Here is a 12,904-nt window from a genome sequence, read left to right as displayed (position 1 = left end):
GAACACCCTCCTGGAAATTATTGGATCCGAACACTTTCCAGTGTTGCGTGGATCACCGGAAAGAGGTCGTGCCCGATAGGAGTACCAACCCCCATCGGGCACGACATTTCGGCAGTTGCGGTGAGCTCAGTCGCCCAACCTGATCGGAGCAAGCTCCTCGAACACGTCGCCGGGTCCGGGATTCTCGGCAGGCGCAGCGCCGCCGAGATGGTTGACGACGCCCCATACCGCGTTGATCGCGGTCTGGATCGCGCCCTCAGCCCAGCCGGCGGTCCACGACACGTCGTCACCGGCGAGGAAGATTCCCCGATGACGCGGTTCGAGATCATTCTGCACGAAGTGGGAGAACAGGCGCTCCTGGTAGCGGTAGTGCCCCGGAAGGTTCGCCTTGAATGCGCCCATGAAGTCGCGCTCGGTTTCCCACGACAGCGTCACCGGGCTCGAGATGATGTGGCTGCGGAAGTCAACGCCGGGGTAGATCTCTTCGAGAGAGCGCAGCATGATGTTCATGCGCTCGGTGGCGTCGAGCGCCAGCAGCTTCAGCGAATCGTCCGACCAGGTGTACGACAAGCAGATCAGGCCTGGCTTGCCCTCGCCTTGATCGAGCAGGTAGGTGCCGCGACTCATACGGTCGGTCAGTGTCATCGACACCGAATCACGGCCGGTCACGGGGTCCTTGTCCTTCCAGAACGGGCGGTCGACGAGAACGAACACCTTGGTCGAACCCATGTAGTGAGTTCGCTCGATCGCAGTCCAGTGGTCGATCGGGAACAGATCGTCGTCACACCTGATATTGTTCAGCAGCATCCAACTCTGCACTGTCACAACGGCACTCGCATAGGTGCGAATGAAACCTTCGGAGTCGGTGACCGTGATGTTGCCGGGCTCGGTACGCCGGAGTTCGGTGACGCGGGGACGCGTCTCACCGTCGTTGAGCGAAGCGACCGTAGTACCGGCAGGCCAATGCGCCATGTGCGCCGGGGCGCGGTTCCACAACCGCATCGGCAGCTGCTGCGATCCACCGACGATGCCGCGGTGGTCGTCGTCGGCGGCCGTGATGACCACACGAAGGATTTCGAGGATCGAATTGGGGTAGTCGGTATCCCAACCGCCCGTACCGAATCCGACCTGTCCGAACACTTCCCGCATGTGGAAGGACTTGAAGTGCTTCGACGCGGCGAGGAATCCGTAGAACGTCTGGTCGTCGTAGCGCACCACGAGGTCGTTCCAGATCCGCTTGATTTCTGCGGTGTCGCGGTCACGAATGGCCTGCTGCAACGGAATCAGATCGGCATGCTCTTCGAGAGTGCGCTGCCAGGCCTGCGCCACCTCGGTGTAGATCGGCGGCAGATCCTCGAGAGTGTGCGCGTAGTGGCTCTCGCCCTTGAGATCGATGACGGTGCTCGGCGTGACCTCGGCAAGGGGATTGGGGAACTCTTCGGTCTGCAGACCCAGTTCGTTCAGGTAGTGGAACAACGTCGTCGACGACGGTGGGAAACGCATTGCGCCCATCTCGGCGACCACCCCGGGGTGCCCGTCGAACTCGACCGACCGCATCCGGCCACCGATCTGATCAGCTTCGTAGACAATCGGTTTGAGACCGACCTTGAGCAACTCGTAGGCCGCGATCATGCCGGAGAGTCCGCCACCGATCACGGCAACTTCTGTACCCAGTGCCAGATCGGGCACCGAGCCGAGTCCTGCCGGACTGGAAACGTAGTCGTCGTACGGGAACGGAAAATCCGGCCCGAACATCGTGAGGGGCGGCTGCTTGCCGGGTTCCGAGGAACTGTCCGGAGCTACTGGGATGGTCATCTACGGTTCTCCTTGGAGACAGTCGTGACAGAAAGGTCTGGATACAGATCGAGGCGTCGATCGTCGAGATGCGTGTTGAGGGTGCGCGATTGCGAGACGGTGGCGGCGGCGATATCGGCGAGGAGCAATTCCGGGCCGACCCCGGCCCTCGCCAACTCGGCACCGTCGGGCGCGATGGCGCACGAGAGACCGCAGTAGGTCAGCTCGGTTTCGGCGCCGCAGCGATTGACGTAGGTGACAAACATCTGACTCTCGTATGCGCGGGCCGGAACCACTTGCTGCGCAATGTGTTCGTACGGAGTCATCAAGCCTGTCGGCACGATGAGCCATTCTGTACCGGCGTCGGCGTGTGCCCGAACCGCTTCGGGAAACTCCACGTCGTAGCAGATCAACAATCCGCAGCGGATACCCTCGAAATCGAACCCGACCACCAAGGTCTCACCTGGCCGAAAGTGCTCACGGTCGAGCGTGCCGAACAGATGCGTCTTGCGGTAGTGCGCAAGCGAAGTGCCATCGCGGTCCACCACCTGCACGCTGTTGTAGACGTCTCCCCCGTCGAGTTCGGGGTAGCCGTAGACGACTGCGATGCCGGCACTTCGAGCAATCGCGGCGACGGAATCGAAGATGGGGCCGTCGGCCGATTCCGCGCGTAGCGACACCAGTTCGCCGATGTCGTAGCCGGTTGCGGACATCTCCGGCGTCAGCAGGATCTTCGCACCGGATGCTGCAGCCTCGCGGGCAGCAGTGTCGATTGCAGCGAGGTTGAACTCCACCGACGCAAAGGTGTCCGGGGTGGTGAGCGGACCTTGGAACAGGCCAACTCGAACTGAATCGACATGCATGGTGCGCTCCTTCAGGAGTTCCGTGACGCCAATTTTCGACGGTGTGTGTGACGGGGACAACTACCAGCGTGACGGGTGTCGCCAATCATGTCAACTCTTGTTTCCTAAGAATCAACATTCACGGATTCGAGTCTCACGAAGACGACGCGCGGGGCCCTTCCGGCAATGCCGGATTCAAGACCCACAGAACCTTCGCCAGAATTGAGCCTTCGGCCTGAAAACTATGGTTGTGCGTCGGCGTGAATGTGAAGGAATCGCCCGCCGCAAGTACGACGTCTTCGGCATCGACGGCCTCACCGTTCGGATCCGTCCGACCACCCTCGAACGAAACCCGCAAACCGCCCTCGAGCACGTGTACGAAGTTCACGTCGATCGGCAGACTGTAGAACTCCCGACCACTTCCGCCGCCTGGTTCCAGCTCGCCGAGCAGCACCTGGATTCGACGCTCGTTGGTAGGCGTGAGCAGGTACTCCGTCATCTTTTCGCCACCGAAGCTGATTTGCGGCATGGCGTCGGCGCGGACTACTTCACCGGCGGACGCATTCTCGAACAGGGATCCGACGGGGATCTCGAGCACCGCGCACACCTTGATCAGGGTCGCCACCGACGCGTTGACGTGATCGCGCTCGAGTTTCGAGAGATACCCCTTGGTCACACCACAGGCCTCGGCCAGGTCGTCGAGGGTCAACCGCTTCGATTGACGTGCCGCCTTGAGCCTCGCCCCGATGCGCGGTCCGATCGGCTCGACCGCTTCCTTCGCCTTGGCCACTGAACCCACTCCTTCACGACCGCCGTGTCCCTTTCAGGAAACAGGGGTTGACAACCGAGCCTCTTGAAGAAACCATACTTGCTCAGAGAGCTACATCACTGAAGGGCGCCCGGTGTGCGCCGAATCGAGAGCAGGGACCTCTGCACATGGCTACCAACAACCCCGGATCGTTCATCGGACCCGTCGACGCCACGCGCGTCCCCCGCTACGCCGAGCCGACCACCTTTGCGCGTCTCCCGCGCCTGGACGAGGTCTCGCGCGCCGACGTGACGATCCTCGGCATCCCCTTCGATTCGGGTGTCAGCTACCGCCCCGGTGCCCGGTTCGGTCCGGGGCACATCCGCGCTGCGTCGAAGCTGCTGCGTCCGTACAACCCAGCGCTGAAGGTCTCGCCCTTCGCCAACCAGCAGGTAGCCGATTTCGGCGACATCGGCGTCAACCCCTTCGACATCCAGGAAGCTCTCACGACGGTTCAGTCCGCCGTCACCGACCTGCGCGCCGACGGTTCCTCCGTGCTCACGCTCGGCGGCGATCACACCATCGCACTGCCGATCCTGCGTTCACTGGCCCGCGATCACGGCCCGATCGCCGTCCTGCACTTCGACGCTCATCTCGACACCTGGGACACCTACTTCGGTCAGCCTTTCACCCACGGCACCCCCTTCCGCCGCGCCAGCGAAGAGGGCCTGATCGACATGGAGCGTTCGCAGCACATCGGCATCCGTGGACCGCTCTACAGCGAGAAGGACCTCGAAGACGACCGCGTCCTCGGCTTCCAGGTGATCCGCAGTGACGACTACGAGGTCGACGGTGTCGCCAGCATCGTCGAGCGCATGCGTAAGCGCCTCGACGGTGGCCCGGTGTACGTCTCCGTCGACATCGACGTACTCGATCCCGCCCACGCTCCGGGCACCGGAACACCCGAAGCGGGCGGCATGACCTCTCGCGAATTGTTGAACACACTGCGTGGGTTGGTGGGGCTCAACGTGGTCGGCGCCGACATCGTCGAGGTAGCGCCGGCGTACGACCACGCCGAGATCACCGGTATCGCAGCGGCCCACGTCGCTTACGAGTTGCTGTCGGTGCTCGCACTCAATCGCTGAAGCAGCACAACGGTATCCGTCGTGTGATGCATCTCGGGGTTCGCGGGAAGATCACGTTCCCGCGACTCCGAGACCAACACCTTCCAACCATCGGTGAACAGCGACTCCACGTATTCGGGTGTATGGAGCATGGCCCGATGGTGCTCGGTCGGCGACTCGTGAGGTGAGTGGCCCACGATCAGCAAATGCCCGCCGGGCGCGACCAGATCTCCGAGAGCACGGAACAATTGCCCGCGCGCGGGTTCGAGCATATGGAAGAACTGCGCGGACACCAGATCGAACGAGCGCCCCTGCGGATCCCACTTCGTCAGGTCGGCTTCCAGCCATTCGATGTCGACGCCCTCGCCCTCGACGTGAGCCTGGGCGCGGCCGAGCGCAACCGACGAGATGTCGGTGCCGGTGACCTTCCACCCGCGACGCGCCAACCACAAAGCGTCGGCACCTTCGCCGCAACCGACGTCGAGTGCCGTGCCCGGTTCCAGGTCGGAGGCTTCGGCAATCAACTGTGGGTTGGGATTTCCGCTCCAGCGCGCGGGGCGTTCCTCGTACAGCGAGTTCCAGAACTGTGCGTCCGCCTTGGCGTACGGATTCTCGGTGGTATCGGAGTTTTCGTGGTGATTGTGGTGTTCGTGGCTCATGCACCCAGGATGAACGACCCTCCACAACTCACGCAACCATCTTTGCTGAAACAGCAACTTCTCCATTTCGACGCCCTGCTAACGTCACGTCGTGGCCGGTGGATTTCCCGTGTTTCGTCTCTACTGCAGCTCAGCGGGCCCATACGTTTTGTGTTGTGCGCATTTCCCCGAGTTCACCGGTTCGAACTCGGACGAAGAGTTCAGCGTCCAGCAGAGCTTCGACCGCGCAGTCGAGAAGATTCTGCGCGATGCATCCTTCGAACCGACTACCTTGACTTTGGTCGGCGAGCAGCAGGGCTATCCCGTCGGAGACCGACTGTTCGATACGACAGTTCCGCGTACCGGAACCGTCTCGTACGCGTTCCAAGAAGCCGGACCGCCGTGGATCGTTCTCGGCCTTGATGTTTCGGCGGACGAATTCTGGTCCGAAATCGACGACGACGCAGACCTCCACGGTCTCGGCCCCACCTCCCCGTTGAGGTCAGTTCCAGCAACCGTGCTCACGGAGACCGGGTGGCCACGACGAAGTGACCTCGACTCCCCGTGAACTGAACCAGAACTCCAACCTTCGTGAAATCGAACAAAAATCCGCCCGATTTTCGTGAGGATCGACCGAGATGCCCGTCACGTCCTACGCCAAGATTTAGCGGTCACACCCGACTGCGCCCTCACGATTCACTCCCGGGCCCCGGCTCCTTCACGGAGGCACAATGAAACACCGCTCCTATTCGACGCTTGCCGCGACCGCGGGGCTCGCGCTCGTATTGTCGGCTTGCAGCTCGGGAGGCACGTCCTCGGGCTCCGGCGGCGGTGAGCCTCTGACTGACAGAACCTTCCGGTACGCGTTGCAAGGCGATCCGGGTGCACTCAACCCGATCATGTCCGGCTCTGCGGCAACCGCGGAAATTTCGAAGCTGGCGTACGACTCCCTGGTCTACCAGGATCCTGAAACCAGTGAATTCAAACCATGGTTGGCCGAGAAGTGGGAAGAAACGCCGACCTCCGCGTCCTTCACCATTCGTGAAGGCGTGACCTGTACCGACGGGTCGACGCTGACTGCACAGACCGTCGCGAACAACATCAACTTCGTAGCCGATCCAGCCAAGGGTTCACAACAACGCGGCACCACAGTTCCCATCGGCGCTTCGGCCACTGCCGATCTCGCCACCCGCACCATCACGGTAACCACTCCGGCGCCGACCCCGTTCCTCCTCCTCACCATCAGTCGCCTCCCGATCATGTGCGATGCCGGTCTCGAAGATCCGACCGCCTCGAACAACAAGTCGCTGGGCTCCGGCATGTTCGAAGTCACCGAAGTCTCGGCCAATGACCACTACACGTTCGAGCGTCGTGACGGTTACAGCTGGGGGCCCGACGACACCACCTCCGACACACCGGGTGTCCCCAAGACAGTCATTGCTGTCATGGCACCCAATGTCAGCACCGCAGCAAACCAGCTTCTCTCAGGCGAACTGAGCGCATCTCCGATCGCCGGTCCGGACAAGGATCGCATCGATGCCGCCAATTTCGACTCGGTCCAGCGCCCACTTCCCGCCGGTCAGATGTACTTCAATCAGATTGCGGACAATCCGACCAGCGATCCCGCCGTTCGAAAAGCTCTCGTCCAGGCTGTCAATCTCGACGATCTCGCTGAAGTCATCACTGGCGGCCAGGGCACCCGTGCAACAAGTCTTGTCTCCGTCGAGCCCCGAGCCTGTGTGTACGACTCTGTCGCAGGCAACATTCCGGACTTCGACCTCAGCGCAGCAAAGGCAACACTGGACGCTGCAGGTTGGACCGCCGGCTCCGACGGCAAACGAAGCAAGGACGGAAAGCCGCTGACCCTCCGCCTCTTCTACGCTGCCGGCGAAGATGCGCGCAGCGCGGCAGCCGAGCTCACCCAGTCGGCATGGTCCGACCTCGGTGCGACCGTCGAGGTGACAGGAGCCGACCAGACCAAGGTTGTCGACGTCATGCTCAGTGGCAAGGACAACAACCAATGGGACATCGCGTGGATCCAGATCAACAATTCGGTTCCCAGCGGGTTCGTCCCGTTCTTCTCCGGTCCTGCTCCGGCAGCAGGTAAGAACTTCTCTTCGATCAACAACCCCGCCTACGAAGCAGCCGTTGCCAAGGCATCCGGCTTGACCGGCGAAGCAGCGTGCGCGGAGTGGGCGGACGCCGAGTCACAGATCACCAAAACGGTGTCCGCAGTCCCGTTTGCAGATACGGTCTTGAGCTTCTACTTCAACAAGGCCGGACTCGCATTCGGTAAGACCTTCATCGGTTCTGCGTTGCGCCTCTACCAGTAGGCCGGTCGACCGAACGCGGTGCGTCAACGAGATACGTCAGATCATTGTGATCTGACGTATCTTGTTGCCACACCGATCGTCTCGTTGTCGAGTTCGACGTAGGTCAGCTGAGGAATGCTGGACGCAAGTTCAGTGAAAGCCCACTTCGCAACGTTCTCGAATGACGGACTCGTCCAGAGCGTCCGTGTCGACAAACCATCCACGTTCTCCGAGTTGGTCGTCCTCGAACGAGAACGCCACTCGCATCGTCACGCGAAATCCGTCGGCAGGCATCAGCGGCGGCAAGTTCTTCGCGTCCCGCACCGGTGCCGGAAGCCCCTGCCTCACAGCGAATGTACGACGGATCTCGATACTGAACATGCGCACCAAGGTATCAATGTTCATCACAATTCTATGAGCGGACCAATCGCGCAATCGCGTCGTTCGCTTCTTTGATCTTCGCGTCCGCCTCGGGCCCACCGGCAACAGCGGCTTTGACGACGCAGTGGCCGATGTGGTCCTCGAGCAGGCCCATGGCCACCGCCTGGAGGCCCTTGGTCATCGCCGACACCTGCGTCAGGATGTCGATACAGTACTTGTCCTCGTCGACCATGCGCTGCAGGCCGCGAGCTTGACCTTCTATGCGACGCAGACGCGCCAGGTAGTCGCCCTTGGCGGTGATGTAGCCGTGCGAATCACTCGTGCAGCATGCATCGCCGGTCGCATCACTGCCTTGGGCACTGTTTGGAGCACTGCTTGGCGCACTGCCCACTTCTGTCGCTTCCGACATTCGATGTCCTCCTGTTCGTCAACGCGTGACTTCGCAACAATTCTCGTTACCGGGGCGATGTGCGGAGACTCTTCGACTTCCGTTGTCTTGCAGAGCAATCACTGCGCACATCGCCACGCATTTCGCTACGGCACGAACAGATGGATGCATGGCGATTGCCCATGCCCGTTTTCCCGTTGCTGCGAAACGCATTCGGTTTCAGTGCCCGTGGTGCGCGTGGCTCGAGTGTTCGGCCCCAGGCGTGGTCGCATTGTCGGCCGTCAGCGTGAATTCCGCCGTACGCACCACTCCGCCGTGCTTGAAGTCCAAAAACAACCGGTAATCCTCGGCGCTCGGCATGTTGGCGTAGAAGGTGATTGCCGGTCCAGCCGGCGTGACACCGTCACCGGGGTAGCCGTCCGGATGGACATGGAGATAGGCGAGGTCGGAGGCACGCAACGCGACCAGATGCCCGTATGCGGCAAGGTAGGGCTGCAAGTCCGTGACCGGGATTCCGTCACGACTGACCGAGAGCGTGAGCTTCGATGTCTGGCCGGCATGGGCCGCGCCTTCGAGGGAGACGGTATAGCCGTCGACCGTCGTGGCGGCAGCAGCAGCGGGCAACGGCCGAGGATCATAGGGTCCGGCGACGCGCACATCCGCACTGAGCGTGATTCCGTCACCACCGTCCGGAGTGAAATCAGCGAACACTCGATAGTCTCCCGCATGATCGAAATCGACTGACACATGCCAGTTTCCGTTCTCGTCCAATTCGGGATGCACGTGCTGGAATCCGGTCAGGTCCAGACCGACCACGATCAGATGCAACTGCTTGTCGTGGGTGTCCGTGTACCGGATCAAGGGAGTTCCAACCGGATCCAGGATCCGGAACTGCAAGGGGACATGGTTGCCGACGGTCGCCTCCGACGTTGCCAATTCCAGTGTGTAGCCGTTGTCGCTGAACATCTTGCCCTCCAAAGTTTGGGTCGGCAGCACTTTCGTTGCCGTCTGCGTCAGGTTCTGCACTCCTTGACATCGAACCTGTTGCAATTTGTACCATACCCCCCTAGGGTATGCAACGAACTACTCGAACACCCTGAATTCACTCGAAGGAGATCCGATGCGCATCTACGCAGAGCGCCGGCCGAATGAGTTCCAAGAGCAGCATTTCCCCGTGCGCCCCAACGAAGCGCTGCGCCGATGTCACCCAGGCCCGCTTACGACACCCCTTGACCACACAAGCATCACCTATACCCCGTACAGGTAAGGAACTCAGAATGTCCACACAACCGAAATCCACCCGTAAGTGGTGGGCGTTGGCGTTGATCGCCGCCGCTCAGTTCATGGTCATCATGGACACCTCCATCATCGGCGTCGCTCTCCCCCAGATGCAGAGCGATCTCGGCTTTTCCCAAGAAGGCCTGACCTGGGTCTTCAATGCGTACGTCATCGCGTTCGGCGGGCTACTCCTCCTCGGCGGCCGCCTGTCCGACCTGTTCGGCGCCCGCAGAGTGTTCTCCGCTGGTTGGCTGATCCTGCTGATCGGTTCCGTTGTCGCCGGTGCCGCCGGTAACGTCGCCGTCGAACTTGCGGGCCGCGCAGTTCAGGGTGCCGGTGCCGCACTCATCGCGCCGTCGGCGCTCACCTTGCTGATGATGCTGTTCGGCAGCACGCAGAAAGAGATGACCAAGGCGCTGTCCATCTACGGCGCTGCCGCCCCGGCCGGCGGTACGGCCGGCGTGTTCCTCGGCGGCGTCATCACCGAATACACCAGCTGGCCTTGGGTGTTTTACCTCAACATTCCCATCGCTGTCATCGCGCTGATCGCTACTCCCCTCCTGATGCCGAACGCACCGGCACGTACCGGGTCGATCGACTTCCTCGGCGCACTCGCTGTCACCGCAGGTCTTGCTGTCGGAGTCTTCGGCATCGTCAGAGCACCTGATGTTGGATGGGGATCCGGGCAGACGTGGCTGGCGCTCGCCGTTTCGGCCGCTCTGTTGGGTGCATTCGTGTTGATCCAGTCCAAGCGTCGGGAACCTCTGGTGCGTCTGGGAATCTTCAAGGCGCCCAACCTCGGTGCCGCGAACATCGCTCAGCTCGTCCTCGGCGCTGCCTGGATACCGATGTGGTTCTTCCTGAACCTGTACCTGCAGCAAGTGCTCGGATACAGCGCCTTCCCGGCCGGTGCGGCGCTGCTGCCGATGACGATCTTCGTCATGCTCGGCATGGTCGTCGTGGCACCACGGGCCATGGCACGCTTCGGTGCAAAAGCGATGATCGTGACCGGATTGCTTGTACTGGGAATCGGTTTGGGTTGGATGTCGTTGATCCGGCCCACCGGCAACTTCTGGGTCGACGTACTGCCGGCATCGCTCGTGGCTGCGGCAGGTATGACGCTGGCGTTCATTCCCTCACTCGGTACGGCGATTTCGGCTGCGCGCCCGGAAGAGGGCGGATTGGCTTCCGGCATCGTCAACGTCAGCTACCAGGTCGGCTCGGCTGTCGGCCTCGCGGTGATGACCGCGATCGCAGCAGTGTTCGGCGCTGATCAACTCGGTGACCTGACGGAGTTGACGAACGGTTTCTCCGCCGTGTTCCTCGGAGCAGCCGCCATCGCAGTGGTTGGCGCAGCAATCACCGCGATCGTGATGCGGTCGACCAAGGTCGACGATCCTCGACCCGTTCAATCCACCGTCAATTCTTGACCAACTCCGGTGGTGGGTTCGGCCGGCTGTCACCAGCCGAACCCACCACCGGCGGAACCACTTAGGACTCGTTATGTCGCGCCTTGCTTCTCTCACGCCCACCACCGCTGTCGGTGCATCGAAAGACCTTCTCGCCGAACTCGTCAACCGTCACGGACAGGTCGGTGACATGGTCGCGGCGATGGCTCATTCGCCCGCTGTGCTGGGCGGCTATCTGCAACTCAGCCGAGCAATGAAGCGAGCGAAACTGAGCCGCAAGATCACCGAGCGAATCTCTATCGCTGTGCAGGTCCAGCAAGGTTGCGCTGTTTGCCTCGAAGCCCACGTGGCCGCCGCGCACGCCAACGGCGTCGAGGCGGACGAGATCGAGCGTGCCCGCGCGGGCACCTCGGCCGATCCCGCCATCGCGGCAATGATCGACCTCGGGCTTCGCGTCTATCGGGAGCCTGCCTCGATTTCAGACGAACACATCACGGGCCTTCGAGCGCACGGCTACGGTGATCGCGAGATCGCCGACGTAGTCGGAATCGTCGCCCTCAATGTCCTGACCGGAGCTTTCAATCTTGTCGCGGGAGTGAAACCAAATGAACCGGATCGCTAACTCCGCACCGGAACGGAACAGCCTGCGTCTGTTCTTGATTCGCGACTATCGCCTGCTCTTCAGCGCCCAGATCATCGCGCTGTTCGGCACCGGGTTGGCGACGGTTGCGCTGGGTCTACTCGCCTACGAACTCGCCGGACCGAGCGCCGGAGCCGTGCTGGCCACCGCGCTGACGATCAAGATGTCCCTGTACGTCGTGATCGCTCCACTCGCGGCGGCGTACGTAGACCGGTTGCCGAGGCGGGCTTTCCTCGTTGCCCTCGACGCCATTCGTGCAGCGGTCGTGATCGCATTGCCCTTCGTCAGCGAGATCTGGCACATCTACGTGCTGGTAGGCGTTCTCCAAGCTGCGTCGGCAGCGTTCACTCCCACGTTCCAGGCGGTCATCCCTGACATCGTGACCGACGAGGCCGATTTCACCCGCGCACTGTCGGCATCGCAGGTCGCTTACACGATGGAAAGCCTGCTCAGCCCTGTTCTTGCCGCGGTCGCACTGTCCTTCATGACATTCAACCTGTTGTTCGTCGCCACCTCCGTGGGCTTTGCGGTCTCGGCACTGCTCGTGCTGGCCACCCGAATCCCCAACGCTCGCCGAAGTACTCACCGCAAGGCGTGGGATCGGATCGCGTCGGGGGTGCGAATCTTCGTGACCACGCCGCGACTGCGCGGCATCATGGCACTCAATCTCGTGGCGGCAGCAGCCGGATCGATCGTGGTGGTCAACACCGTCAACTACGTCCGCGACGAGCTCGGTGGAACCCAATCCGACGTGGCGTGGATGCTTGCCGCGTCAGGCACCGGCACGTTGGTGACCGCGCTGCTTCTTCCACGCGTTCTCGACAGAACCGCTGAACGCACTGTGATGACAGCAGGTTCCGTTGTCTTGGTCGTCAGTGCCAGCGCGGCAGCAGCCCTCGCCGTGGCCGGTGCATTCACGTGGATGCTCACTGCCGCAGTGTGGGCACTCGTCGGCGCCGGGATGGCCATGCTCGTCACGCCGACCGGAAAAGTACTTCGGCGCTCCGTCGACCCCGCAAGTATTCCGGAGGTGTTCGCAGCCCAGTTCTCCCTGTCGCACCTTGCCTGGCTTGTCACCTATCCGATCGCCGGATGGGTTGGTTCGAGCGCGGGATTTGCGGTCACCTGGAGCATCCTTGCAGCGCTTGCCGCGGTGGGAGCCGTTGCAGGATTTGCACTTTGGCCTCGGGAGACGGTTGCTGAATTGCCCGTACAGGCGACGTACGAAACCACCCGAGGCGAATGCACCTTGGCGGCTGCCCAGTGCGCGTGCGCTCGCGCCGTCTGATGTCGACGGTCCGACTGCCCCCGACAGGGCTACAACGAAAGTGGTGGTGCAGCCATCGCCTG

Annotated in this window: 13 protein-coding genes; 6 read left to right on the top strand and 7 right to left on the bottom strand. The window is 61.9% G+C overall.

From position 1 onward, the window contains the following. Positions 1–126 precede the first annotated feature (126 nt). The 3 genes from AC1Q61_RS24940 to AC1Q61_RS24930 form a co-directional block, all read right to left on the bottom strand. Positions 127–1,815 (bottom strand): flavin monoamine oxidase family protein, encoded by a 1,689-nt coding sequence (locus AC1Q61_RS24940; protein ID WP_042452042.1) that lies wholly within the window; start codon positions 1,813–1,815, stop codon positions 127–129. Continuing rightward, positions 1,812–2,657, bottom strand: coding sequence for a carbon-nitrogen hydrolase family protein (locus AC1Q61_RS24935; protein WP_042922733.1), 846 nt, complete (start codon positions 2,655–2,657; stop codon positions 1,812–1,814). Before AC1Q61_RS24935 ends, AC1Q61_RS24940 begins: the two co-directional genes overlap by 4 nt. 133 nt (positions 2,658–2,790) lie before the next feature. Next, complete coding sequence (locus AC1Q61_RS24930) at positions 2,791–3,426, bottom strand: helix-turn-helix domain-containing protein (RefSeq protein WP_042922735.1); 636 nt, start codon at positions 3,424–3,426, stop codon at positions 2,791–2,793. 146 nt (positions 3,427–3,572) lie between these two features. Here AC1Q61_RS24930 and speB point away from each other — a divergent pair, with 146 nt between their 5' ends. Next, on the top strand, positions 3,573–4,529 hold the full coding sequence (gene speB / locus AC1Q61_RS24925; RefSeq protein ID WP_003941134.1) for an agmatinase: 957 nt from the start codon (positions 3,573–3,575) through the stop codon (positions 4,527–4,529). Here the strand turns inward: speB and AC1Q61_RS24920 are convergent. Beyond that, positions 4,493–5,167, bottom strand: a complete 675-nt coding sequence (locus tag AC1Q61_RS24920) for a class I SAM-dependent methyltransferase (protein ID WP_073512083.1) — start codon at positions 5,165–5,167, stop codon at positions 4,493–4,495. The genes speB and AC1Q61_RS24920 overlap by 37 nt on opposite strands. Before the next feature lie 91 nt (positions 5,168–5,258). Here AC1Q61_RS24920 and AC1Q61_RS24915 point away from each other — a divergent pair, with 91 nt between their 5' ends. Together AC1Q61_RS24915 and AC1Q61_RS24910 are read left to right on the top strand one after the other, a co-directional pair. Then, positions 5,259–5,714 (top strand): hypothetical protein, encoded by a 456-nt coding sequence (locus AC1Q61_RS24915; protein WP_230359464.1) that lies wholly within the window; start codon positions 5,259–5,261, stop codon positions 5,712–5,714. Between the two features lie 163 nt (positions 5,715–5,877). Continuing rightward, positions 5,878–7,479 (top strand): ABC transporter substrate-binding protein, encoded by a 1,602-nt coding sequence (locus tag AC1Q61_RS24910; protein ID WP_492651216.1) that lies wholly within the window; start codon positions 5,878–5,880, stop codon positions 7,477–7,479. A 129-nt stretch (positions 7,480–7,608) separates the two neighbouring features. On the opposite strand, the gene AC1Q61_RS24905 is transcribed toward AC1Q61_RS24910, so the two are convergent. The 3 genes from AC1Q61_RS24905 to AC1Q61_RS24895 form a co-directional block, all read right to left on the bottom strand. Continuing rightward, complete coding sequence (locus AC1Q61_RS24905) at positions 7,609–7,863, bottom strand: hypothetical protein (protein ID WP_225989420.1); 255 nt, start codon at positions 7,861–7,863, stop codon at positions 7,609–7,611. A 7-nt stretch (positions 7,864–7,870) separates the two neighbouring features. Beyond that, a complete protein-coding gene (locus tag AC1Q61_RS24900; protein WP_020906032.1) occupies positions 7,871–8,248 on the bottom strand; it encodes a metal-sensitive transcriptional regulator in 378 nt (125 codons plus the stop codon). Between the two features lie 198 nt (positions 8,249–8,446). Then, positions 8,447–9,253 carry a DUF8832 domain-containing protein gene (locus tag AC1Q61_RS24895; protein ID WP_007727104.1) on the bottom strand — a complete coding sequence of 269 codons (807 nt, stop codon included), beginning with the start codon at positions 9,251–9,253 and terminating at the stop codon, positions 8,447–8,449. Between the two features lie 251 nt (positions 9,254–9,504). Here AC1Q61_RS24895 and AC1Q61_RS24890 point away from each other — a divergent pair, with 251 nt between their 5' ends. The 3 genes from AC1Q61_RS24890 to AC1Q61_RS24880 all read left to right on the top strand — a co-directional run bounded on the left by AC1Q61_RS24890 (position 9,505) and on the right by AC1Q61_RS24880 (position 12,842). Continuing rightward, positions 9,505–10,935: an MFS transporter gene (locus AC1Q61_RS24890; RefSeq protein WP_041814608.1), complete on the top strand. Its 1,431-nt coding sequence runs from the start codon at positions 9,505–9,507 to the stop codon at positions 10,933–10,935. A gap of 73 nt (positions 10,936–11,008) precedes the next feature. Then, entirely contained in the window at positions 11,009–11,536 is a 528-nt protein-coding gene (locus tag AC1Q61_RS24885; protein WP_020906029.1) for a carboxymuconolactone decarboxylase family protein, read from the top strand. After that, on the top strand, positions 11,520–12,842 hold the full coding sequence (locus AC1Q61_RS24880; RefSeq protein ID WP_178377292.1) for an MFS transporter: 1,323 nt from the start codon (positions 11,520–11,522) through the stop codon (positions 12,840–12,842). The genes AC1Q61_RS24885 and AC1Q61_RS24880 overlap by 17 nt, the downstream gene beginning before the upstream one ends. Positions 12,843–12,904 lie beyond the last annotated feature (62 nt).

This window comes from Rhodococcus sp. MPR-R1B, from assembly GCF_058793255.1.
The sequence above is the reverse complement of the archived record's forward strand: the minus strand, read 5'-3'. Positions and strand labels throughout refer to the sequence as shown.